Raw genomic sequence first — 23,584 nt, forward strand, 5'->3', positions numbered from 1 at the left:
TTATTGCGGATGCTGCGCTGTTGATCGCGCATGATCGGCCCCCTGTATGATTTTGCGCGATGATACCAAACGTATTTATTGAGACGGGACGTCTTTTAAATAATTGACGAAGTTTGTATCGCGGCAGCACGGCGGCGGCGATCGCCCGGTATCGACACGGGACGAACCCGGTCGCCGCGCTCCCTGTCCATTGCTCATCGGCCGATGCGATCGCGAGCGCGATGATCGGCACACGTCGATCAATAGCGAAGAAGACGCCGATTCAACATCTCGGTATCCGGAAAGCAATCGGGGCAGAAAACCGAATGCCCCGATTACCCTGCCGCAGGCACGACCGTGCGTCGCCCTGCGCCGCTAGTCGGCCACCTTCTGCCGCATCGTCACGAACTCCTCGGCCGCGGTCGGATGGATGCCGATCGTGTCGTCGAACTGCGCCTTCGTCGCGCCCGCGCGAATCGCGATCGCGATCCCCTGGATGATCTCGCCCGCGTCGCGGCCGACCATGTGCGCGCCGACCACGCGCTGGCTGTCGCGCGCGACGACGAGCTTCATCAGCGTGCGCTCGTCGCGCCCCGACAGCGTGTGGCGCAGCGCCTTGAACGACGTGCGGTAGATGTCGACGTCGCCGTCGTACAAGTCGCGCGCCGTCGCCTCGGTCAGGCCGACCGTCGCGACCTCGGGCTGGCTGAACACGGCCGACGGCACCCATTCGTGATCGGCCGCGACGCGCGACCCGCCGAACAGCGTGCGCGCGAGCAGCGCGCCGTCGCGCGTCGCCACCGGCGTGAGCTGCGGCCGCGACGTGACATCGCCGATCGCATGGATCGACGCGACCGACGTCGCCGAATACGCATCGACGGCAATCGCGCCGCGCGCGTCGAGCAAGACGCCCGCCTGTTCGAGCCCGAGCCCGTCGACATTCGGCACGCGGCCGGTCGCATAGAGCACCGCGTCGTACGGCCCGTGCTGCGCCTCGCCGGCGCGCACGCTCAGCGTGCCGTCGTCCGCGCGGGAAATCGATTCGACCACCGTGCGCGCGTGGATCGCGACGCCCTGCTTCGTCATCTCGTCGGTCAGGAATTGACGCACGTCGTCGTCGAAGCCGCGCAGGATTTTCTCGCCGCGATAGAACAGGTCGACGTGACTGCCGAAGCCGTTGAAGATGCCCGCGAACTCGACCGCGATATAACCGCCGCCGACCACCGCGATGCGCTTGGGGCACGCCGTGAGCGACAGCGCCTCGCGCGACGTGATCGCGTGCTCGATGCCGGGCCGCGACGGCAGCGACGGACGCGAGCCGGTCGCGATCGCGATGTGGCGCGCACGGATCGTGCGTTCGCCGATCGCGACGGTGTGCGCATCGACGAGCGTTGCGCGCCCCGCGTGCATCTCGACGCCCGATTGCCGCAGCAGGTTGATGTAGATGTCGCTCAGCCGATTGATCTCGCGATCCTTCGCGGCGATCAGCGCGGGCCAGTCGAGCGTGCCGGCGCCGAAGGTCCAGCCGAAGCCCTTCGCGTCCTCGACTTCGTGCGGGTAGTGCGAAGCGTAGACGAGCAGCTTCTTCGGAATGCAGCCGCGCAGCACGCAGGTGCCGCCGATCTGCTCCTCTTCCGCTATGCCGACGCGCGCGCCGTATGATGCCGACATTCGCGCGAGCCTCACGCCGCCCGAGCCGGCCCCGATGACGAACAGGTCGTAGTCGAAATCCATCGCATTGCCTCATCGCAGTTCGGATGACGGCACGATAGCAAGATTCCGGATTTCGTGCGGGGCACGGCGCCGCATGCCGCGCGCCCAACAAAAAACGGCGAGAAGCATCGCCTCTCGCCGGTCAAACCAGCTGCCGGGTGTGTCATGCGTCACCGATCGACCGCATGCCCGACCTGCCGGCGCGCGGCACCAGGTCCGCCCGGGCGCGCGAAGGGCGCACCCGCGGCCGGACCAGCCGCCATGCTCAGGCCTGCGACGTGTCGCTGCCGTCCGTCGCCTGCGTATCGTCTGCCGCCTGTTCGGGCTTCTCTTCCTTCTTCTCGAGCATGCCCTCGATCGCCTCGGCGCCCTTGAAACCGGCGACAGCCGCTGCCGCCTTGGTCAGCAGGCCCGCATCCGGATCCAGCTTTTCCGCGCCTTCGACTGCCGCCACTGCGCCGGCGATTTCACCCACGGTGTTCAGGATACCCATCGTCATCCCCTTTCAAGAAATCGTGAGACCGATCGTCCCACGAAAAAAACCGGCAGACCGTGTCTGTCATCACCGGATACACAAGTTACGCACCAGGCCGGCCGCGCTCGACGAGCGCCACCGGAACGACGCCCGCGCGTGCGCGACGGCACGCAGCGGGCAATGCACGCAGCGTAGCGGAAAGCCTTCGCGCGTACTGTAAAAGTATGTTCTGGAATGCCGACGGATCGCTTACGGCGCGGGGATTCCGTGATGAAGCGATTGCCGAATAGTCGGGTACGCGTATGAACACCGCATGACGAAAAAAAAGAGGCGCCTTGCGGCGCCTCTTCGATGCATGCCGGACGAATGCCGGCGCGTGCGTTCCGACGTTCGTCAGAAGATATTGCGCAGGCCGATCGCGATGCCCGTCTGGTTGCTGCGACCCGGCAGCTCGACGTTCGCCGCGCCGTTCGTCTTGTTGAAGTCGACGGTGCCGTAGATTTCGGTGCGCTTGCTCAGTGCGTACTCGGCGATGCCGACGATCGCGTAGCGGTTGCCGCTCGCGAGCGTGCCGTTCGCGGTCATCGCATTGCGCATGTGGTCGTAGTAGAACGCGCCCGTCAGCGTCAGCGGCGTGCTGACCTGCCAGCTCACGCCCGCGAACGGACCGTCGTCGATCCGGCCCGTGCCCTTCGCGACCGGAATCGACTGCTGCGCGAGCAGGCTGTCGACGAAGCCCGTGTCGTCCTTCGAGCGCAGGTAGCCCGCGTAGACCTTCGCCTTGCTGAACGCGTACACGACGTTCGCGTGGTAGATCGTCTGCTTGCGCGCCGAGTTGTCGCTGTTCTGCTGCGCGCCGGCCGCGATGCTGAGCGGGCCCATCACGTACGACAGCGACACGCCCCACGCATTGCCCTTGCCGAGCGAACCCGGGATCTGGCCCGAGAAGCCGCCGGCGCCGGTCGATTCGTAGTTGGTGCCCGTCGAGTACATCGCCTTCGCGGTCAGGCCCGCGAACGTGCCCGTGTACTTGATCTGGTTGTCCGCATACAGGCCGCCGCCGAGTGCGACCGGCAGCCATGCATTTTCGAAGTAGTTGCCGACCGTCAGCGGATCGTAGGTGTCCGACAGCAGGTCGAACAGCGGCGTCTTCTGGCGGCCGAGGGTCACCGTGCCGTACGGGCTATCCAGGCCGACGTATGCCGCACGGTTGAACAGGCGGCCGCTGTCGGCGAATGCGCCGTTCTGCAGGTTCACGCCGCTTTCGAGCTTGAACACGGCCTTCAGGCCGCTGCCGAGGTCTTCCGTGCCGTAGATGCCGAAGCGGCTGTTGGTGACCGCGCCGTTGGTCATCGACAGCAGGCCGTCGTTCTTGGCGTTCGCGTTGGTCAGGTAGCGGACGCTGACGTCGGCGACGCCCCAGAGCGTGACCGAGCTTTGTGCGGCCGCGTACTGGCTGGCGAATGCGAGCGCGGCGCCCCCTGCGATGGCTGCGAGTCGGGTGGTCTGCTTCATGAGCTTTCCTTTTTGTAGGTGTCTCCGTTCATTGCCGGCCGCGTGCGCAGCCGGGTGGCGATCGCACACGTTTTTGGCGCGCGCGATGTGGCCTGAATCATATGACGACTGCAATCGCTGAAAGAAATTGAAACGCGCGGTAATCGCGTGACTGTCGCCCGGGAACAACGTTTCCCGTGCCGGGCTTGCCCCGCGCGCCGGCGGGACGGTTCGCGACGGTGTCGGCGTGCGCGCGCGGCGCTGTAAGGATCGGCGATGGTGCGGCGCCCACGGCTGCCGCCCGAAACACGCCGTCAGGCCGCTTGCGCCGCCCCGTCGCCGTCGCGACCACCATCGCCGCCGTTCCCCGCGCGACGCCACGCACGCCGCACGATCTCCGCGAACGCGCCGACGAGCAGCAGCACGGCGCCCCACAGCGCGACGTCCGGCGCGAGCCGCGTCACGAGGCCGCCGGCCACCGCGCCGGCCAGGAAGCAGAAGCTGATCGTCGCGAGCAGCGCCGAGTCGTGCAGCGCACCCGCGTCGTAGCGCGGGATCAGCCCGACGAACAGCTTCTGCGCGGCGCGCCGCAGGTTGCCGGTCGTCATCACCGACGTGTACGACAATTCCTCGAGATGGGTGAACGACAGCGTCTGCAGCGTCGCGACGAACGAGATGCCCGGAATCAGCCACGCGCTCGACGCGCCGACGAGGCCGCTCGCGGCGACGGCGAGAAACGCGATCTCGACGATCAGGCTCGCGAACGCGGTGTGCCGCATCCAGCCGCGTTGCGCGACGAGGCCGAGCAGGTGCGCGACGAACACCGCGATCACGAAGCCGACGAGCGGCGGCACGTGATGCAGCGCGGCGGCCCATTCGCCGGCCGACAGATTGATACCTAACAGCGCGACGTTGCCGGTCATCGTGTTCGCGAACACGTGGCCGTGGCCGACGTACGTGTACGCGTCGAGGTAGCCGCCGGACAGCGTCAGCAACGCGGCGACAGTGAGATTGCGGCTGGCGCCGTCGAGATCCATCGATCCTCCCGTGAATATTCGCGCCAGTATGCGGGACAGAAGATGGCTTGTCCTTCGCTCACTGCCCGAAGCCGGTGAGCCCGATCAGCGCGCCGCCCGCGAGCAGCCACAGCGGATGGATGCGGGTGCGCCACGCGAGCACCGCGCACGCGGCCGTGATGCCCCACTGGATCGCCGTGCGGTTCGACGCCTCGGAGATCAGCACCGCGCTCGCCGCGACGAGCCCGGCCGTGACGGGCATCATCCCCTGCTGCACGTAGCGGCGCCACGGCCGGTCGCGAAAGCGCTCCCACGCATGCAGCGCGAGCACCGTGACGATCGACGACGGCCCGAACTTCGCGAGCGACGCGACCAGCAGCCCGGCCCAGCCGGCCACGTGCCAGCCGACCAGCGACACGATCATCATGTTCGGCCCGGGCGCCGCCTGGGCCAGCGCGAACAGCGCGGTGAACTCGTGCGCGCTCATCCAGTGATGCACGTCGACGACCTGCCGCTGCATCTCCGGCAGGATCGTGTTGCCGCCGCCGAACGCGAGCAGCGACAACTGGCTGAAGATCGTCGCGATCGCGACCAGCGTGTCGTTCATGGCCGGCCTCCCGGCTGCGTATCGCGCACCGCAGCCTGCGCCGGCTGCGGCGTGCCCGCGTCGCGGCGCCGCGACGCGAGCCACACGCTGACGGGTGTCAGCACCAGCATCGTCGTCAGCAGCGGAAGGCGCAGCACCGCGATCGCGACGAACGCGAGCGCCGCGATGCCGGCCGCCGCGCGCGCGTGCCGCAGCGGCTTCGCGACCTTCACGGCCATCGCGACGAGCAGCCCGGCGGCGGCCGCGGCGAGCCCCGCGAACAGGTGCTGCACGTGCGGATCGTTCTGCGTCTTCGCGTACAGCACGCCGAGCGCGACGACGACGAGCGTCGGCCCCGCGATCAGCCCGAGAATGCCCGCGAATGCGCCGGCGACGCCGCGAAAGCGCATGCCGACGGCGACCGACAGGTTGATCACGTTGCCGCCCGGCAGGAACTGGCACAGGCCGAGCAGATCGGTGAATTCGTCGGCGGAGAGCCACTTGCGCTCGTCGACGATCGTGCGCCGCGCGAACGGCAGCGCGCCGCCGAACGACATGAGGCCGAGCGACAGGAAGCCGGTGAACAGCTCGGCGAGACCGACGCTGCGAGGTGGCGCGGCAGGCGGCGGGGAAACGGATTGCATTGGGATCCTCATCGAACGATCCGCCGAGGTTACCGCCGTTCCCGATCCCGGCAAAACGATTTTATCGGCGCGCCCTTGTGATCTAGAATCACAAGCATGGCACGCGATCTCCCGCCCTTCTCCGCGCTTCGGGCCTTTGAAGCCGCGGCACGACACGAAAGCTTCAGCGCCGCCGGCGACGAGCTGCATGTGACTCACGGTGCCATCAGCCGGCAGATCGCCGCGTTCGAGGCGTGGCTCGGCAAGCCGGTGTTCCACCGCTACGGCAAGCGCGTGAAGCTCACCGACGAAGGCCGCCGTTACCTGGACACCGTGCGCGCGGCGTTCGACAGCATCGCGCACGCGACCGAGCAGTTGCGCAACACCGGTGCAGCGCGCGTGCTGCGCATCAACGCGCTGCCGACCTTCGCGATGAAATGGCTGCTGCCGCGCCTGTCGCGGTTCCAGCGCGACGTGCCGAACGTCGAGCTGAAGCTGTCGACGTCGAACGCGCCGCTCGACGCGCTCGACGGCTTCGATGTCGCGATCCGCCGCGGCCCCGGCCACTGGCCGAACTGCACGAGCGGCCACTTCCTCGACGAAAGCGTGATTCCGGTCTGCAGCCCGGCGCTGCTCAAGCGCGCGCCGATCGCGCGCGCGGACGACCTCGCACGGCACGTGCTGCTGCATTCGGATACGCGGCCGGAAGGCTGGCGCGACTGGTTCGCGGCGGCCGGCGTGACGATGAAGGGGCGCAAGCGGCAGTCGTTCGACCACTTCTACCTGGCGCTGCAGGCGGCCGTCGACGGGCTCGGCGTCGCGCTCGGCCCGCTGCCGCTGATCGACGACGAACTCGCGAGCGGCCGGCTCGTGATGCCGCTGCCCGGGCCGCGCATCGCGACGCGCAGCTACTGGTGGATCGCGCCGCGCGCACCGGCCGACGATCCGCTCGTCGCGCAGTTCTGCGCCTGGCTGCAGGCGCAGTCGAATACCGGCGCGTGAGTGCGCGCCGACGGGCGGCGTTGCGCCGCCCGTTCCCGGTCACACCACCGGGCCCGGTTCCTTTTCCCGGCGCAGGATCGCGTACAGGATGATCGCGCCGAACGTCGCGGTGCCGATCCCGCCGAGCCCGAAGCCGCCGAACTTCAGCGAGAAGTCGCCGGCGCCGAGCACGAGCGTGACGGCCGCGACGATCAGGTTGCGGTTGTCGGAGAAGTCGACCTTGTTGACGACCCAGATCCGCGCGCCCGTCACCGCGATCAGCCCGAACACGACGATCGACACGCCGCCGAGCACGGGGCCAGGGATCGTCTGGATCACCGCGCCGAATTTCGGCGAGAAGCCGAGCCCGATCGCGATCAGCGCGGCGACCGCGAACACCAGCGTCGAGTAGATCCGCGTGACGGCCATCACGCCGATGTTCTCCGCGTACGTCGTGACGCCCGTGCCGCCGACGCTGCCCGACACGATCGTCGCCAGGCCGTCGCCGATGAACGCGCGGCCGACGTAACGGTCGAGGTTCTGCCCCGTCATCGCGCTGACGGCCTTGATATGGCCGAGGTTCTCGGCGACGAGGATCACCGCGATCGGCGCGAGCATCAGCATCGCGTGCGGGTCGAACACCGGCGCGCGGAACGCCGGCACGCCGAACCACGCGGCATGCCCGACGATCGCGAAGTCGACCGGCTTGCCGAGGCCCATCCCGTTGGTCGCGATCGCGTAGATCGCGTACGCGATCGCGAGCCCGACGAGGATCAGCAGGCGCTGCATCATCCCGCGCGCGAACACCGCGACGCCGCCGACGCAGAGCACCGTGACGAGCGCCATCACCGAGTCGAAGGTCGACGCCGACACGCCCTTGACCGCGATCGGCGCGAGGTTCAGCCCGATCACCGCGACGACCGCGCCGGTCACGACGGGCGGCATCAGCGTCTCGATCCAGCGCGTGCCGATCACCTGCACCAGCGCGCCGAGCGCGACGTACACGACGCCGCACGCGACGATCCCGCCGAGCGCGACCGGGATGTTCGGGTTCGGGCCGCTGCCGCCGTAGCCCGTCACCGCGATCACGAGGCCGATGAATGCGAAGCTCGAGCCGAGGTAGCTCGGCACGCGGCCGCCGACCAGCGCGAAGAACAGCAGCGTGCCGATGCCCGACATGAAGATGCACAGGTTCGGGTCGAAGCCCATCAGGAGCGGCGCGAGCACGGTCGAGCCGAACATCGCGACGACGTGCTGCACGCCCATCGCGACCATCTGCGGCCACGCGAGGCGCTCGTCGGGGCCGACCACGCGCGACGCCGCGCCGGTCGATTGCACCCGCCAGCGCGGGAAGTAGGAATCGGACATGGGAAAAGGGCTCCTGTCGGTCTGTCGCCGGCTGCGGAGGGCGCGCCGGTCTGGAATCTGGCGCGAGTTTACGGAGCGGGACTGGGGCTGGCAAGCGCGGCAAGCCCGAACGCTCGACTGAGAAAGCAGGCGCTCATCGGTCAAAATACGGGTTCGGATTCTCCGACCTCGGACAGTCGAGGAAAACGCGCTTCTGGGAGATCAAGTGAATCGCGCAGTCTCGCTTCTCGCATTGGCCTTTGCCGGCACCGCTTCGGGATACGCCGCCGCCAAGCTGATTCTGGCCTTTGCCCCGGTGTGCGGTTACGACTGCGAGAATCGGTCCGCCGGCATATTCATCATGGTGGTCGGCACATGCCTGCTCGGTTTTGTTTTGATTGGCCACCTTGCCACGCGACGCGCACAGGTCACCGTCAAGCGGCTCTCGCTGACAGCCCTATTCCTGTCCGCCACAGCGCTGCTTGCCGGAAGCGGCTACTACATCGCGGAACTTCACCGACACTACCGGGCAGCCGACGCCGCCCGCCCCGTCCAAGCGAATTTCGATTTCATGTATATGGCCATCACGACGCGCGAGGTTCCGACATACAGCAAGGCATCGCGCGGCTCCGTCGCGATATCAGGCACGATTCCGCGCTGGCAGCGATGTGCAATAGACGGCGCATGGTGCGATACGCGGCCGCGCCAGGCACACATGCGGTGCAAGGCTGGAGAGGTCTATGTCGATGAAGCGGACTGGCCAGCATTCTCCCTCATTCCCGAAGAGAATATCCGAGGCGCGGTGCCCATGAAATCGATGAAACTGTGCGCGCCGGGAAACATCCCGGATGACTGAGCGAGCGCGCATTCCTGCCGGACCGGAATCGACGCCTCCGCTCGGTCCCTGTACATCCCAACCCACGACCCGCGCGATGTGAGCACGCGCTCACATCGCCGCGGACGCGCCGTGCATCAAGGGTTGATGTACTGGAACAGCGACAGGTTCTGAAGCTGCGCGTAAGCCTTCTGCGAGCCGGTCAGCGCGTTCTGCATCTGCAGGAACTGGCTGATCGTCGCCACCATGTTGGTGCTCGTCAGGTCGGCCAGGTTGCTGCTGACCTGCAGCGTGTTGGTCTGGTTCACGGCCTGCATCGCCTTGATTTCCTGCTCGCGGCCGCCGACCGACGCCTGCACGGTGAGGACGTTCGTCATCATGTTGTTCAGCTTCGTCGTGCCGGTGGTCATCGCGTTCGCGAGCGCGGCAGCGACTGTCGTGTTGCTGCTGATCGGCACCTTCAGCGCGGCGATCATCGTGTCGAGCGCCGCGAACACGTCGGTGCCGGCCTGCGGCGCGGGCGTGACCGTGAACGTATCGCCGGCGGCCGGCTTGCCCGACACGGGCACCGACAGGCCGTTGCCGAGCGCGATCCCGGCGCCGGCCGAATACGGCTGCGCGGCGGTCGTGGTCGGCGGCACGACGGAATTGTCGGTCACCGTATAGGTCGGCGCGGCCGCCGTGCCGCCGAACGTGATCGCGAACTGGTGCGCGTTGGTCGCGGCCAACGGGCTCGTGATCGACACCGCGCCGATCGTGCCCGTGCCCGTGTTGCCCGCGCCGGCGAGCGGCACCGGCTGGCTGCCGAGCATCGGCACCGACAGGAACACGTTCGCGCCGTTGTCGCCCTGCGAGATCGAGCGCGTGTCGGCGATCTGCACCTGCCGCGTGCCCGCGTCGCCGCTGTAGGTCACGCCGCCGCCCGGCGCGTTCGCGAACGGCGCCGTGGTCGACTGGAAGCCCGAGAACAGGTAGTTGCCCGAGCCGTCCGTCGAATTCGCGAGCGTCAGCAACTGGTCGCGATAGCCCTGCAGCTGCGTCGACAGCGCCGAGCGGTCGCTGTCGGACAGCGAGCCGTCGCCGGCCTGGATCACGACCGTATGTATGCTGTTCAGCAGGTTGTTGACGCTGATCAGCGACTGGTCTTCCTTCTGCAGCGACGACAGCGCGGCGTTCTGGTTCGACGCGTACTGCGACAGCGTCGCCGACGTCATCGACAACTGCACGGCCTGCGCCGCGCCGAGCGGGTTGTCGGCCGGCGTCGCGAGGCTCACGCCGCTCGAGATCTGCTGGTACAGCTGCGACAGCTGCGCCTGCTGGTCGCTCATCTGAGCGACGTTCTGCTGGTAGAACTGGGTGGTGGAAATCCGCATCGCTTCCCCGAAATCAGTTGAACAGGCCGAGCACGGTCTGGAACAGCGTCGACGCGGTCTGGATCACCTTCGCGTTCGCCTGGTAGAACTGCTGGTACTGCATCAGGTTGGCCGCTTCCTCGTTCTGGTTCACGCCCGACGCCGACTGCTGCGCCTGCGTGATCTGGCCGACCAGCGCGGTCTGCGCGGCGCTCGACGACTTCAGCTGGCTCGTCGTGTTGCCGATGCTGTTCACGTAGCTCGCGTACGCGCCCGTCAGCGTGGTCGAGCCGTTGCCGAACGATTTCGAGTTGACGAGCTTCGACAGCGCGAGCGCGTTGCTGCCGTCGTTCGTACCGCCGGTGTTCGGCGCGACCTTGAACGTGTCGCCCACCGCGGGCGTGCCCGACACCGTCACCGTGACACCGGCCGTCAGCGTGATCGGCGTGCCGGCCTGGTACGGCTGCGCGGCGGTGGTCGTCGGCGGCACGGCCGTGTTGTCGGTGACCGTGTAGGTCGGGCTGGCGGCGGTGCCGCCCATCGTGATCGTGTAGTTGTGCGCGTTGGCCGCGGCCGCCGCGCTCGTGACCGACAGCCCGCCGATCGTCCCGGTGCCCGTGTTCGTCGTGGTGGCCGACGGCACGTACGGCGCCGCCGCCGCGATCGCCGAGCCGTTCGACGTCGTGAGGCCGAAGCCGTTCAGCGCGCCGCGCGTCGGTTGCACGGTGAACTTGTCGCCGGCGCTCATCGAGCCGGACGAGAACGAGAAGTTCAGCCCGCCGATCGAGGCCGGCATCGACGTCGACGAGCCGACCACCGTGCCGCTCGCGCGGTCGGTCAGCGTGTAGTTCGTCCCGTCGTACGCCAGCGTGTAGTCGCCCGTGGTCGGCTGCGACGCGTTCGCGAACGACACGGACAGCGCCGCGTTGCCGGTGTTGCCCTGGTTCGCGTAGATGATCGGCGAGCCGGTCGCGAACAGGTTGCCGCCGACATTGCCCGACAGGTCGATGCCGAGCGCGTTCTGCGCGTTGACCTGCGCGGCGAAGCTGGTCGCGATCGCGCCGAGCTGCGCCTGCGCGGGGTCGAGCGTCTGGCTGCGGAACGCGAGCAGGCCGCCGAGCGTGCCGCCCGACAGCGACGCGTCGGACAGGAACTGGTTCGGCCCCGGCGGGTTTGCGCCGGCGATCCCCTGCGACACGACGGTCAGCTCGCTCGGATCGGACGGCGACGTGACGGTCGCGAGCTGGTAGCTCTTGTCCGCGACGACGAGCGGCGTGCCGCCCGCGAGAAACACGCTGTAGCCGTCGCTGTTGCGCACAACCTGCACGCCGGCAAGGTTCGACAGGTTCGACACCGCGAGGTCGCGCTGGTCCATCAGCTGGTTCGGCGGCTGGCCCTGGCTGCTCGCGGACGCGATCTGCTGGTTCAGTTGCGCGATCTGCGCGGTGTACGCGTTGATCTGCGTCACGGTGCTCGTGAGCTGCGTGTTCACGCTCTGGCGCAGCGCGTCGTACTGCTGGCCGGCCGCCGTGATCTGGTTCGCGAGCGTCTGCGCATTGCTCATCGCGGTCTGCCGCACCGACGCGTCGGACGCGCTGTTCGCGACGTTCTGCAGCCCCGTGAAATAACTCGTGATCGCGGTCGAGATGCCGGCCGTCGGGCTGCCGACGTAGTTGTTCAGCTGCGTGACGAGCGAATACCACGTCGACAGCGCGCCGCCCTGCGTCTGCGCGCCGTTCAGCTGGTCGCTCAGGTACTGGCTGTACTGCCGCTGCACGGTGACGGTATTCACGCCTTGCGGCATGTAGCCGCTGCTCGTGTACTGGCCGCTCGCCTCGGCATAGACGGGTCGTTCGACCGAATAGCCCGGCGTCGCGGCGTTGCTGATGTTCTGGCCGGTCGTCGTGAGGCCCCAGAGCGCGGCATTCAGGCCGCTGACGCCGAGGTTCATGAGTGTGTTGGACATGCGCGATCCTGATGAGCCGGCCGCGCTGCGGCCGCCGGGTTGCGTGACTCCCGGTATATCGGCCGCGGATCGAAAAAATTGAGGAAAAAATGCACGCGCGACGCGCGGGTGCGCATCGCTGGTCGGAGCGTCCGTCCGGCGGGGCCGGCGGCGGTGCGCGGGCGGCCCGTGCGGGGCCGGCGACCGCGTGCGCGTCAGGCCCGCGCGAGCGAGCGGCGCTTCATCTCGAGCTGCGTGATCAGCCGCTGCAGCGTGTTCTCCGCGCTGCCCGGCAGCGACATGTAGCGGAAGCCGAGCTGGTAGCGCCGCGACCCGTTCGGCATCTGCGTCGAGCGCTGCGACACGAGCTGCAGGTCGAGCGACAGCTTGCCGTGGCCGGTCAGCTCGAGCTCGACGTCCGGCAGCAGCGTGCCGACCTCGAGCGCCTCGACGCGTTCGTCGGCCGTGCGCAGCCCCACGCCGCCGAGCGACAGGTTGTGCACCTCGAACAGGAAGCTCTCGCCGTCCGGCAGCTTGCCGCGGCACAGGAACGGATCGACGATCGGCGCATCGACCCGGAAATATTCGCGGCGCTGGATGCACATCAGGACTTCGGGGAAATCGGCGACGAACGCGGGCAGCCCCTCGTAGCGCGTCTCGCGCGGCGTGCCCGTGGTGAATTCGACGCGCACGCCCTCCGGCGAGGCCGCGAACGTGCAGTGCGACGCGGCGAGGATGCCGGCGTTCTGCTCGGACAGCGCGCCCCAGTCGAACGTGAACGTCCGTGCGCCGACGTCGACCTCGAGCAGGCGCGTGACGAGCTGGCCGCCCGGGTACTGGACGGTCAGGAAATCGCCGCGGTTCACGAGGTTGCGCAGCTGCACACCGATTTCCAGCGGATTGCGGCGGGCATAGTCGGGCCCGGAGTGGCCTGCATCCAGGCTGGGGTCCGTCGACGTTTCGATATTCATGGCTAGCCGGTCTTTCTTGTCATGGGCGCCCGGGGCAACCGGTGCGCAATAAAACGGGGCCGGAGCACGGGCCCGGTCGCAGGTCTCTCACACTTAGCGGCAGTGCTGACCGAAAGTTTAGATCGATTTGCCGATTTTTTTCGCGCAAACGTTGAAACCGCGCGCGGCGGGCTGCCGGGCGCGGTCCTGAGAGGGTAACTGGCGGTGGGCCGGGCCTGCTATCAGCCGGTGCTGGCCCTGGCCCGTCAGCCGATCTGCTGCATGATCGAGATCAGCTTCTTCGCGTAGTTGGGGTCGGTCGCGTAACCGGCCTTCTGCATCCCGTGCGCGAAGCCTTCGACGCTGCGGCTCGCGCTCAGCACGCCCGAGTAGCGCGGATTGTTCTTCAGCAGGTTCGCGTAATCGGTCATCGCGTGCTCGTACGAGTCGTACGCTCGGAATTTCGCGACCACGCGGCGCGGCGTGCCGTTCACGTACTCGGTCGTCAGCGCCGACACCGTGCGGCCCGTCCAGCCCTTGTTCGCCTTGATGCCGAACACGTTGTAGCTGGTCGAGCCGTCGGCCGCGCGGATCTCGCGCTTGCCCCAGCCCGATTCGAGCGCGGCCTGGCCGACGATGAAACGCGCCGGGATGCCCGTGGTCGCGCTCGCGGCCTGCGCCGGTGCAGCGAGCCGGTCGACGAACGCGTCGGCGTCCGGCGCGCCGCTCGCGCCCTTCAGCGGCGGCGTCAGCGCACTGCCGGCCGAATAGCCGCGCGCGCCGGCGAGCCCGCCGTTGTTCCCGGCCGCGTTCGCATACGCACGTGCCATCGCGTTCATCGCGGCGAGGCTGCCTTCATTGCCGGCCGTGCCGAGGCCGCCGGCGCCCAAGCCGGCCGCGCCGACGTCGGCCGCCGAGTCGCTGCCCGCGCCCTGCCCCGCATTGCGCAGCAGTTGCTTCATCAGCGCGTCGGCGACGCCGATCCCGCGCGTCGACATCTGCTGTGCGAGCTGCTGGTCGAGCATCGACGTGTACATCTTCGACGTATGCGAATCGAACAATCCGCCGTCGGGCGACGCGTCGCGCATGCTCTTGAGCATCATCTGCGTGAACATCGCGTCGAACTGGCCCGCGACGGCCTTCGCGCCGGCCTGCGGCGACTGCTTCGCCTGCGCGCGCAGCGCGTCGAAACCCTGCACGTCGAGCGCGAAGCGCTGCGTGAGGTCGTTCGCGTTAGAAAGGTTCGCTGCCATTTAGATGACCTCCAGGTCGGCGCGCAACGCGCCGGCCGCCTTCATCGCCTGCAGGATCGACATCAGGTCCGCCGGCGTCGCGCCGAGCGTGTTCAGCGCCTTCACGACGTCGGCGAGATTCGCGCCGGCTGTCACCATCTTCAGCGCGCCGTTGTCCTGCTTCAGCTGGATCTGCGACTGCTGCGCCACCACCGTCTGCCCGTTCGAGAACGGCCCCGGCTGCGACACGACCGGTTGCGTGTTGACGATGACCGACAGGTTGCCGTGCGCGACCGCGCAGCTCTGCAACGTGACCATCTGGTTCATCACGATCGAGCCGGTGCGCGCGTTCAGGATCACCTTCGCCGCGGCCTTGTCCGGGCTCACGTCGAGGTTCTGCAGCCGCGCCATGAACGCGACCTGCTGCGCCGAGTCGGCCGGCGCCGCGAGCTGGATCGTGCGGCCGTCGAGCGCGGTCGCGGTGCCCGGGCCGAAGCTCGAATTGACCGCGGACACGATCCGCTGCGCGGTGCCGTAGTCCATGTCGTTCAGCTGCAGCTGCAGCACGCCGTTCATCTGCGCGATCGCGTTCGGCACCGAACGCTCGACGATCGCGCCGCCGACGATCCGGCCGGCCGCGAGCTGGTTCACCTGCACGCGGCTGCCGTTCGCGCTGGCACCCGCGCCGCCGACCGCCATGTTGCCCTGCGCGAGCGCGTACACCTGCCCGTCCGCGCCCTTCAGCGGCGTGAGCAGCAGCGTGCCGCCGCGCAGGCTCTTGGCGTTGCCGAGCGACGACACGGTCACGTCGAGCGCCTCGCCGGGCCGCGCGAACGGCGGCAGCGTGGCGGTCACCATCACGGCCGCGACGTTCTTCAGCTGCATGTTGTTCAGCGACGACGGGCCGCCGTTGGCCGAGCCGTTGTTGATCGAGATGCCGAGGTTCGCGAGCATGTTCGCGAGCGTCTGCGTCGTGAACGGCGTCTGCATCGTCTGGTCGCCCGTGCCGTCGAGACCGACGACGAGGCCATAGCCGATCAGCGGGTTGTCGCGCACGCCCTGGATCTGCGCGAGATCCTTCAGGCGTTCCGCGTGCGCGGGCGCCGCGCCGAACACGCAGGCCGCGGCCGCGAACGCGACGGCGAACCGCGCGAAGCCTTGCGCGCGGGACGACAGGCGGTCGAACAGGGTCGTCTGCATCGTCATCACCACGGCGAGATGTTGAGGAAGAAGCGCTGCAGCCAGCCCATCGTCTCGGCTTCGTTGATGTAGCCCTTCGCCGAGTATTCGATCCGCGCGTCGGCGACCTGCGTCGAGAAGACGGAGTTCGCGCCCGAGATCGTGTTCGGGTTGACGACGCCCGAGAAGCGCACGAATTCGTTGCCCTGGTTGATCAGCATCTGCTTCTCGCCGCTGACCACGAGGTTGCCGTTCGGCAGCACGTTGGTGACGGTCACCGTGATCGTGCCGTTGAACGTGTTCGCCGCGCTCGCGCCGCCCGTCGCCGCGAACTTGTTGTTGCCGGTCGCCGACAGGTTCGCCTTCGCGAACAGCCCGCCGAGGAAGCCGGCCGTCGGCACGTCGAAGTTGGTATTGCCCTGCCGGTTCGTGTTCGCGCCCGACGATTTGGTCGCGTTGATGTTTTCCGCGATCACGATCGTCAGGATGTCGCCGGTGTTGCGCGGCCGCTGATCCTCGAAGAGCGGCCGCCCCGCGTAGCCGGGGTTGTAGATCGAGCCGGGCGCCTGCATCGACATCGGCGCTGGCGGCGGCGCCGTCATCGGCTGCTGGATGATCGGATCGCGCGGGATCTGCGCGCAACCGGCGAGCGCCGCCACCGCGACCGCGCATGCGGCGCGGACGGTGGCTGACGAGGGGAGGCGAACCTGCTTCATGGCGACGACGGGGTGTTCCGGTTAGGTCTTCATCTGCGTGACGGTCTGCAGCATCTGGTCGGACGTCGTCACGGCCTTGCTGTTGATCTCGTAGGCACGCTGCGTCTGGATCATGTTGACGAGCTCCTGCACGACGTTCACGTTCGACGCTTCGACATAACCCTGGTTGAGCACGCCCGCGCCGTTCAGCCCCGGCTGCGACACGTTGGGCGCGCCCGACGACGTGGTCTCGGAGAACAGGTTCTCGCCGCGCGCCTCGAGGCCGGTCGGGTTGATGAAGGTCGCGATCTGCAGCGAGCCGATCTGCACCGCGTTGCCGGAGCCCGGCTGCGTGACCGACACGACACCGTCCTTGCCGATCGTCAGCGACTGCGCGTTCTGCGGCACGGTGATCGCCGGCAGCACCTGGTAGCCGCTCGACGTGACGAGCTGGCCCTGCGCGTTGGTCTGGAACGAGCCGTCGCGCGTGTATGCGTTCGTGCCGTCCGGCATCAGCACCTGGAAGAAGCCCGCGCCGTTGATCGCGACGTCCTTCGAGTTGCCGGTCTGCGTGAGGCCGCCCTGCGTGTACAGGCGCTCGGTCGCGACCTGCTGCACGCCGGTGCCGAGCTGCAGGCCCGACGGCAGCTCGGTCTGCTGCGTCGAGTTCGCGCCGGGCTGGCGGATCGTCTGGTAAAGCAGATCCTCGAACACCGCGCGCGACGCCTTGAAGCCGTTCGTGCTGGTGTTCGCGAGGTTGTTCGAAATCACGTCCATCTGCGCCTGCTGCGCATTCATGCCGGTGGCGGCGATGTAGAGCGAACGGTTCACTTGTAAGATCTCCTGCGTGGGCTGGCGTAGGCGCTCAGTTGAAGTTGACTGGCGCGGGCGCTCAGCTGAAGTTGAGCAGCTGGTTCGCCGTCTGCTCGTTCTGGTCGGCCGTCTGGATCAGCTTCGACTGAAGCTGGAACGCGCGCGCGTTGTCGATCATCGCGACCATCGCGGTCACCGGGTTGACGTTGCTGCCTTCGAGCGAATTCGGCGTGACGACCACGTTCGTGTCGGCGTCGGCCGGATTGCCGTCGGCGGTGCGGAACAACCCGTCGTTGCCGCGCGTGAGCGTGGCCGGATCGGGATTGACGAGCTTCATCTGGTCGACGATCGCGACCGCCGTCGGCGGGTCGCCCGGCATCAGCGCGGAAACGGTGCCGTCCTTGCCGATCGTCACTTCCGCGTTCGGCGGCACCGAAATCGGGCCGCCGTTGCCGATCACCGGCAGGTTGCTCGCGTTGACGAGCTGGCCGTTCTGGTCGACGTGCAGGTTGCCGGCGCGCGTGTACGCCTCGCTGCCGTCGGCCGTCTGCACCGACAGCCAGCCGGCGCCCTGCACGGCGACGTCGAGCGGATTGCCGGTGCGCGTGATCGGACCCGGCGCGTAGTCCGCGCCGGGCGTCGACGCGAGCACGTAGGTGCGCGTCGTCGTCGGGTCGATGTTGCTGCCGTCGCCGAAATTCATCGGCACGGCGCGATACGTCGCGAGCTGCGCGCGAAAGCCCGTCGTCGATGCGTTCGCGAGGTTGTTCGCGACGATCGCCTGCTGGTCGAGCGACTGCGACGCGCCCGTCATCGCCGTGTAGATCAGTCGGTCCATGGCTGCCGGTTATCCGCGCTTACAGGTTGATGAGCGTCTGGTCGACGGTCTGCTGCGTCTTGATCGTCTGCGCGTTCGCCTGGTAGTTGCGCTGCGCGGTGATCAGGTTGACGAGCTGCGACGTGAGGTCGACGTTCGAGTTCTCGAGCGCGCTGCCCTGCAGCGTGCCGTGGTTCGTGCTGCCCGGTGCGGACACCTGCGGCACGCCCGATGCGGAGGACTCCGCATACTGGTTGCCGCCGAGGTTCACCAGCCCGTTCGGGTTGTTGAAGTTCGCGAGCGCGATCAGGCCGAGCACGGCGGTCTGGCCGTTCGAGTAGTTGCCGGTCAGCTTGCCGTCGGCGCCGATCGAGTAGGTCGTCAGCGTGCCGCTCGCGTAGCCGTTCTGCGCGAGGTTGTTCACGCCGTCCTTGCCGCCGTACTGCGTCGTGCCGGTCAGGTCGAGCGTGAGGCTCTGCGGCGTCGCCGAGCCGTCGGTGTTCGGCACGGTGAACTGGAACTGGCCGAGCGACGCGGTCGGCCCGCCCGCGGCCGGCAGCGTCGTGCTCTGGATCGCGCCCGACGAATTGAACGTGACCGTGCCGAGATCGGTCGTCGCGCCGCCCTGGACGCCCGCGTACGCTTCCCACGTGCCGGCCGCCGACTTCACGAAGTACATGTTGACCGCCTGCGAGCCGCCGAGCGAGTCGTACACCTGGATCGACGTCGAGTAGTTGTACGTCGTGGTGTCGGTCGCGCTGAACGGCGTCTTGACCGGCACCGTGTCCTGCGAGTTCAGGTTGAACTGGCCGGTGATCTTGGTCGTCGCGGTCGGCGCGATGTTGGTCGTCGGCGCCTGCAGCGGCACGGTCTGCGCGGTGTTGATCACGCCGCCCGAGCCGGCCGCGTAGCCCATCAGGTTGCGGCCTTGCGAGTCGACGATGAAGCCGTTCTTGTCGCGCTGGAACGTGCCGTCGCGCGAGTACGTCGTCACGCCGTTGTTCGACATCTGGAAGAAGCCGTTGCCGTTGATCGCGACGTCGAGCGACGAGTTCGTCGTATTGATCGTGCCCTGGCCGAACTGCTGCTGCACCGAGTTCAGCGACGTGCCGATGCCGATCTGCGTGTTGACCGACGTCGCGACCGAGTTCGCGTACATGTCGGCGAACTGCGCGGTGCTCGACTTGAAGCCGACCGTGTTCGCGTTCGCGATGTTGTTGCCGATCACGTCGAGCGCGTTCGACGCGCCGGCGAGGCCGCTCAGACCCTGCTGATAACCCATTTCGGTCTCCGTTTCGAGAAAACTCGATCAGTTGGTGGTGGTGCCGCCGGACGAGGACGACGTCTTGACGTTCGGGAAGATCGACGCGACCTGGGTGAGCCCCACCGTCGTACCGTTCGACAACACGAGCCCCGCCGTGCCGTCGGCCTGCTTGATCACGCTCTGCACCTGCGCGGCCGCCAGCACGGTCGGCGCGTAGGTCTTGCCGTCGGCACCGGTGTACTGCGCGCTGACCGTGTAGGCGCCGTCCGGCAGCGCATTGCCGGCCGCGTCGGTCGGCGTCCAGTTGAACGGCACGGTGCCGGCCGACTGCTTGCCCGCGTTGATCGTGTTGACGACGGCGCCCGAGCTGTTCTTCACGGTGATCGTCAGGTTCGACACGTCGTTCGCCAGCGACACGCCGAACGGCGACGCCGCGCCGCTCTTCACCGCAACGCTGTTGCCCGGCGCGAGCACGTTCGAGCCGATCAGCAGCGCGGCCTGCGTCTGCTGGCCGGCCGTGAGCTGCGTCGACAGCGACGTGAGCGACGTGTTCAGCTGCGCGATGCCGCTCACCGTGTTGATCTGCGCGAGCTGCGTCGTCATCTGCGAGCTGTCGACCGGGCTCGTCGGATCCTGGTTCTGCAGCTGCGTGACGAGCAGCTTCAGGAACGTCGCCTGCAGGTCGCTCGCCGACGTGCCGTTGGTCGACGACGCCTTGTTGGTGTTCATCGTGTCGGTCGGCAAGGTCGACACGTTCGTGCCGTTGCCGCCGATCGTCGTGTTGGAGGATGTCATCCTGGGTGGCCTTCTGTCGGAACTATCGGAACTATCAGAACTGTCGGGTCTGTAAGGTCGGTCGGCGCGCGGCTCACGAGCCGATCGTCAGCGTCTTGAGCATCAGCGTCTTCGCGGTGTTCAGCGTCTCGACGTTGGCCTGGTACGAGCGCGACGCCGAGATCATGTTCACCATCTCCTGCACCGGGTCGACGTTCGGCATCTGCACGTAGCCGTTCGCGTCGGCGGCCGGGTTCGCCGGGTCGTAGGTCGACTTCATCGGCGACGGGTCGTCCATCACCTTCGTCACGCGCACGCCGCCCACGCCCTGGCCGGACGCGGTGCGCGCGCCGCCCATCGGGTCGGTCGCGAACACGACCTGCTTGGCCTTGTACGGCTTGCCGTCGGGGCCGGTGGCGCTGTCGGCGTTCGCGAGGTTCGACGCGGTGACGTTCAGGCGCTGCGATTGCGCGGACAGCGCCGAACCGGCGACGCCGAAGATGTTCATCAACGAAGGCATGGAGGCTCCTTGTACTGGTGCGCGGGTTCGGAAGCGGCGCGCTTACGAGTTCGTCGAGATCGCGGCGATCATGGCCTTGATCTGCTGGGTCATCACGGTCATCCCGGTTTCGTAGTGCAGCGCGTTGTTCGCGAACTGCACGCGTTCGACGTCGAGATCGACCGTGTTGCCGTCGAGCGACGGCTGCAGCGGCATCCGGTACTGCGCGCGGCCGTAGTCGTCGGCCGGGCCGCCCGTCGGGATCAGCTTCGCCGTGCCGGCCATGTGGCCCTGCGCCGTCGACACCATCGACATGCCGCTCGTCACGCCGGCCGGCTGCGTCATCGGCAGCTGCGCGGCGTTGCTCGGCGCGAGGCCGCCGTTGGTCTGCTTCAGCGAGCGCGCGAGCGTCGACGCGAAATCGACGTCGCGGGCCTGGTAGCCGGGCGTGTCGGCGTTCGCGATGTTCGACGACAGCAGTTCCTGCCGGTAGGCGCGCACGTCGAGCGCCTGTCGGCCGAACGCGAATTCCGCATCGAGTTTGTCCAGCATGTGTGCGTCTCTCCGTATGAAGCGCTGCACGCCCCTCGCACCGGATGGCGACCCGAGAGGCTTTTTTCCATGACAGCGATGGTAGGCGTCGCACGCAACCGGCAATCGGGCGAATAACGCGGCAAAGGCCCCCTCTATTCATCGTTTGCGCGGCGGCCCGGCTCCCTAGAATGCGAATCGGATCAACGGATCGAGGACACGGCGATGACGGGCAGCGCACTTCGCGGCAGGAACGGGCGGCTCACGCACGTCCGGCGTGCGTTTGCGCTCGCCGTGGCGCTGTGGATCGCCGCACCGGCCGCGCACGCGGACGACGGGATGATCGTGATTCCCGGACGCGGCGAAACGGCCGAAACCGCGCTTGCGCACGCCAATGCGGCGAGCGGCGGGCAGTTCGGCGGGAATGCGGGGATGGTTTCGGGTGCAGGCACGGCGGCGGACGCCGGACGTGCGGCGGCCGGTGCGGGTGGTGCTGCCGGAGTGGGTGGTGCTGCCGGAGTGGGTGGTACGGCCGGTGCGGGTGGTGCCGCCACTGCCGGCTATGCGGCGCAACCGGCCGGCACGATGATCGTGACGAACGTCCCGCCGCCGGCTGCCGCACCGGCCTCCGTCTACACAGCTGCTCGCGCGAACGCCGCCTACGGCGCGCCGCGCACCGCCGATCCCAACGCCATCGCGATGGTCGTCGCCGGTACGGCGGAGCCCGCGTCGAATCCCGCGCGGCCGGCGCCGCCGGCAGTCGCCGCGCGCATGGCGGCGGCTCGCACCGCGTCAGCCGCGCCGGCGCCGCGCGCGCCGGTGGCTTCCGCCAACCCGGCCCAGGCGGCCCCCGCGGCCCAGCCCGCGACGCCGCCCGGCCAGCAGGACCCTGACGCGATCCGGCGCACGGCCCTCGCATTCCTGCAGCAGCAGATCGCGGGCCTGCCCGGCAAGACCACCGCGACGGTCACGACCGCGTTTCCGCGCGGGCTCGCCGCGTGCACGACGCTCGAGCCGTTCCTGCCGACCGGCGCGCGCCTGTGGGGCCGCACGACGGTCGGCGTGCGCTGCGCGGGCGAGCGGCCGTGGACCGTCTACCTGCAGGCGAAGGTCGCCGTGCAGGCCACCTATTACGTCGCCGCGCGCCAGATCGCGCCCGGCGCGCCGCTGAGCGCGGCCGACCTGGTCGCGCGCGACGGCGACCTGACGGTAATGCCGCTCGCGGTGATCACCGATCCGGCGCAGGCGATCGGCTCGACCGCGCTCGCGCGCATCTCGGCCGGGCTGCCGCTGCGGCAGGACATGCTGAAGAGCGCTGCGTCGGTGTCGGCCGGCCAGACGGTGCGAGTCGTCGCGGCCGGCCCCGGTTTCACGATTTCGGCCGAAGGCAGCGTGCTCGCGAATGCGGCGCCCGGCCAGTCGGTGCGGGTGCGGATGGCGGCGGGCCAGATCGTCACGGCGATCGTCAAGGACGCCGGCACCGTGGAAATTCCGCTGTAGGGCCTGATACCGCTGCAAGATTGCAAAGAATTGTTTATTCGGAGAATTTCGGGCTCACGATGCTAAAGTTCGGGCCGACCCGGCCGTTATCTGGGTCAAACCGTACAGGAAACCCATCGTGAAGATCGATTCCACTCCGAACCCGAGCCCCCTCGCGCCGACCGGCAACGGCGCGACCCGTGCGCAATCCGGCACGGCCCAGTCGTCCGCGCAGGCGGCCGATGCAGGATCGACCGGCGGCGACACGACCGTGAACCTGTCGGGTCTGTCCGGCCAGTTGCGCTCGGCATCCGCATCCGGCAACGCCGATATCGACACGGGCCTGGTCGAGTCGATCAAGGAAGCGCTGAACAACGGCACGCTGACGATCGACGCGAACAAGATTGCCGACGGCGTATTGAATACCGCCCGCGAGCTGCTGCAGCAGCAGCGCCCGGGCAGCTGAGCCGGCCGCCTCGCGGCCGGTCCCCCGGTTTGCCGGCGCACCGCACCACGCGCGCCGGCGCGACGAGCATGACGCGATGAGAGAAGAGCTGCTGGCCACGGTCAACGACGAACACGCGACGGTCGAGGCGTTCGCGTCCCTGCTCGCGTATGAAGAAAAAGCGCTGACGACGCCGGAGCCGCTCGAGATGCTGCCCGGGATCGTCGAGAAGAAGAGCGCGCTGATCGACCGGCTCGCGCAGCTCGAGCGCACGCGCGACACGCAGTTGTCCGCGCTCGGCTTTGCGCCGGGCAAGAAAGGGATGGACCAGGCCGCCGAGCGCGATGCACGCCTCGCCGGCCGCTGGCAGTTGCTGCAGCAGGCCGCCGAACGCGCGCGCCAGGCCAACGCGAACAACGGGATGCTGATCCGGATCCGGATGGACTACAACGAGCGCGCGCTCGCGGTGCTGCGCTCGGCCCCGGCGCCGGCCGGCGTCTACGGCCCCGACGGGCGCGTGTCGGCGCTGATGCGCTGACGTCGCGCGGCGGTCGGTAGTC

23 protein-coding genes and 2 pseudogenes are annotated in these 23,584 nt (G+C 68.3%); 5 read left to right on the forward strand and 20 right to left on the reverse strand.

What is annotated here, in order from left to right; genetic code table 11:
* Positions 1-354: 354 nt before the first annotated feature.
* The 6 genes from gor to ABD05_RS05085 all read right to left on the reverse strand — a co-directional run bounded on the left by gor (position 355) and on the right by ABD05_RS05085 (position 5,907).
* Positions 355-1,713: a glutathione-disulfide reductase gene (gene gor, locus ABD05_RS05060; protein WP_047899226.1), complete on the reverse strand. Its 1,359-nt coding sequence runs from the start codon at positions 1,711-1,713 to the stop codon at positions 355-357.
* A 244-nt stretch (positions 1,714-1,957) separates the two neighbouring features.
* Positions 1,958-2,185: a hypothetical protein gene (locus ABD05_RS05065; RefSeq protein WP_047901084.1), complete on the reverse strand. Its 228-nt coding sequence runs from the start codon at positions 2,183-2,185 to the stop codon at positions 1,958-1,960.
* A 375-nt stretch (positions 2,186-2,560) separates the two neighbouring features.
* A complete protein-coding gene (locus tag ABD05_RS05070) occupies positions 2,561-3,682 on the reverse strand; it encodes a porin (RefSeq protein WP_047899227.1) in 1,122 nt (373 codons plus the stop codon).
* A 293-nt stretch (positions 3,683-3,975) separates the two neighbouring features.
* A complete protein-coding gene (locus ABD05_RS05075; RefSeq protein WP_047899228.1) occupies positions 3,976-4,698 on the reverse strand; it encodes a YoaK family protein in 723 nt (240 codons plus the stop codon).
* 58 nt (positions 4,699-4,756) lie between these two features.
* A complete protein-coding gene (locus ABD05_RS05080) occupies positions 4,757-5,284 on the reverse strand; it encodes a chromate transporter (protein ID WP_047899229.1) in 528 nt (175 codons plus the stop codon).
* Positions 5,281-5,907 (reverse strand): chromate transporter, encoded by a 627-nt coding sequence (locus ABD05_RS05085; protein ID WP_047899230.1) that lies wholly within the window; start codon positions 5,905-5,907, stop codon positions 5,281-5,283. Before ABD05_RS05085 ends, ABD05_RS05080 begins: the two co-directional genes overlap by 4 nt.
* A 96-nt stretch (positions 5,908-6,003) precedes the next feature.
* Here ABD05_RS05085 and ABD05_RS05090 point away from each other — a divergent pair, with 96 nt between their 5' ends.
* Positions 6,004-6,888: a transcriptional regulator GcvA gene (locus ABD05_RS05090; RefSeq protein WP_047899231.1), complete on the forward strand. Its 885-nt coding sequence runs from the start codon at positions 6,004-6,006 to the stop codon at positions 6,886-6,888.
* A 39-nt stretch (positions 6,889-6,927) separates the two neighbouring features.
* On the opposite strand, the gene ABD05_RS05095 is transcribed toward ABD05_RS05090, so the two are convergent.
* Positions 6,928-8,235 (reverse strand): solute carrier family 23 protein, encoded by a 1,308-nt coding sequence (locus ABD05_RS05095; protein ID WP_047899232.1) that lies wholly within the window; start codon positions 8,233-8,235, stop codon positions 6,928-6,930.
* A 205-nt stretch (positions 8,236-8,440) separates the two neighbouring features.
* Between ABD05_RS05095 and ABD05_RS05100 the strand changes: the two genes are divergently transcribed.
* Positions 8,441-9,070 (forward strand): hypothetical protein, encoded by a 630-nt coding sequence (locus ABD05_RS05100; protein WP_141684899.1) that lies wholly within the window; start codon positions 8,441-8,443, stop codon positions 9,068-9,070.
* A 116-nt stretch (positions 9,071-9,186) separates the two neighbouring features.
* Here ABD05_RS05100 and flgL read toward each other — a convergent pair whose 3' ends face one another.
* From flgL to flgB, 13 genes and pseudogenes are all read right to left on the reverse strand, one after another.
* Positions 9,187-10,422 (reverse strand): flagellar hook-associated protein FlgL, encoded by a 1,236-nt coding sequence (gene flgL, locus ABD05_RS05105; protein WP_047899234.1) that lies wholly within the window; start codon positions 10,420-10,422, stop codon positions 9,187-9,189.
* 13 nt (positions 10,423-10,435) lie between these two features.
* A pseudogene (locus ABD05_RS39515) lies at positions 10,436-10,828 on the reverse strand (flagellar basal body rod C-terminal domain-containing protein); the annotation flags it as partial.
* 174 nt (positions 10,829-11,002) lie between these two features.
* Positions 11,003-12,367 (reverse strand): annotated as a pseudogene (gene flgK / locus ABD05_RS05110) (flagellar hook-associated protein FlgK); the annotation flags it as partial.
* 194 nt (positions 12,368-12,561) lie between these two features.
* Entirely contained in the window at positions 12,562-13,317 is a 756-nt protein-coding gene (locus ABD05_RS05115; protein ID WP_047899236.1) for a flagellar brake protein, read from the reverse strand.
* Between the two features lie 245 nt (positions 13,318-13,562).
* A complete protein-coding gene (gene flgJ / locus ABD05_RS05120; protein ID WP_047899237.1) occupies positions 13,563-14,549 on the reverse strand; it encodes a flagellar assembly peptidoglycan hydrolase FlgJ in 987 nt (328 codons plus the stop codon).
* The gene (locus ABD05_RS05125; protein ID WP_047901085.1) at positions 14,550-15,728 is read right to left on the reverse strand and encodes a flagellar basal body P-ring protein FlgI; all 1,179 of its coding nucleotides are present in this window, start codon (positions 15,726-15,728) and stop codon (positions 14,550-14,552) included.
* Positions 15,729-15,733: 5 nt separating this feature from the next.
* Complete coding sequence (gene flgH / locus ABD05_RS05130; RefSeq protein ID WP_047899238.1) at positions 15,734-16,423, reverse strand: flagellar basal body L-ring protein FlgH; 690 nt, start codon at positions 16,421-16,423, stop codon at positions 15,734-15,736.
* Positions 16,424-16,444: 21 nt separating this feature from the next.
* Positions 16,445-17,233: a flagellar basal-body rod protein FlgG gene (flgG, locus tag ABD05_RS05135; RefSeq protein ID WP_047899239.1), complete on the reverse strand. Its 789-nt coding sequence runs from the start codon at positions 17,231-17,233 to the stop codon at positions 16,445-16,447.
* A gap of 61 nt (positions 17,234-17,294) precedes the next feature.
* The gene (gene flgF / locus ABD05_RS05140; RefSeq protein WP_047899240.1) at positions 17,295-18,053 is read right to left on the reverse strand and encodes a flagellar basal-body rod protein FlgF; all 759 of its coding nucleotides are present in this window, start codon (positions 18,051-18,053) and stop codon (positions 17,295-17,297) included.
* 19 nt (positions 18,054-18,072) lie between these two features.
* On the reverse strand, positions 18,073-19,314 hold the full coding sequence (gene flgE / locus ABD05_RS05145; RefSeq protein WP_047899241.1) for a flagellar hook protein FlgE: 1,242 nt from the start codon (positions 19,312-19,314) through the stop codon (positions 18,073-18,075).
* Positions 19,315-19,341: 27 nt separating this feature from the next.
* A complete protein-coding gene (locus ABD05_RS05150; RefSeq protein ID WP_047899242.1) occupies positions 19,342-20,091 on the reverse strand; it encodes a flagellar hook assembly protein FlgD in 750 nt (249 codons plus the stop codon).
* A 73-nt stretch (positions 20,092-20,164) separates the two neighbouring features.
* Positions 20,165-20,590, reverse strand: coding sequence for a flagellar basal body rod protein FlgC (flgC, locus tag ABD05_RS05155; RefSeq protein ID WP_006485701.1), 426 nt, complete (start codon positions 20,588-20,590; stop codon positions 20,165-20,167).
* 42 nt (positions 20,591-20,632) lie between these two features.
* A complete protein-coding gene (gene flgB / locus ABD05_RS05160; RefSeq protein ID WP_047899243.1) occupies positions 20,633-21,121 on the reverse strand; it encodes a flagellar basal body rod protein FlgB in 489 nt (162 codons plus the stop codon).
* A 204-nt stretch (positions 21,122-21,325) separates the two neighbouring features.
* Here flgB and flgA point away from each other — a divergent pair, with 204 nt between their 5' ends.
* From flgA to ABD05_RS05175, 3 genes are all read left to right on the forward strand, one after another.
* Positions 21,326-22,600 (forward strand): flagellar basal body P-ring formation chaperone FlgA, encoded by a 1,275-nt coding sequence (gene flgA / locus ABD05_RS05165; protein ID WP_047899244.1) that lies wholly within the window; start codon positions 21,326-21,328, stop codon positions 22,598-22,600.
* A 118-nt stretch (positions 22,601-22,718) separates the two neighbouring features.
* The gene (gene flgM / locus ABD05_RS05170; RefSeq protein ID WP_047899245.1) at positions 22,719-23,045 is read left to right on the forward strand and encodes a flagellar biosynthesis anti-sigma factor FlgM; all 327 of its coding nucleotides are present in this window, start codon (positions 22,719-22,721) and stop codon (positions 23,043-23,045) included.
* Between the two features lie 76 nt (positions 23,046-23,121).
* The gene (locus tag ABD05_RS05175) at positions 23,122-23,562 is read left to right on the forward strand and encodes a flagella synthesis protein FlgN (RefSeq protein WP_047899246.1); all 441 of its coding nucleotides are present in this window, start codon (positions 23,122-23,124) and stop codon (positions 23,560-23,562) included.
* Positions 23,563-23,584 lie beyond the last annotated feature (22 nt).

Source organism: Burkholderia pyrrocinia, assembly GCF_001028665.1.
Lineage (GTDB): Bacteria > Pseudomonadota > Gammaproteobacteria > Burkholderiales > Burkholderiaceae > Burkholderia > Burkholderia pyrrocinia.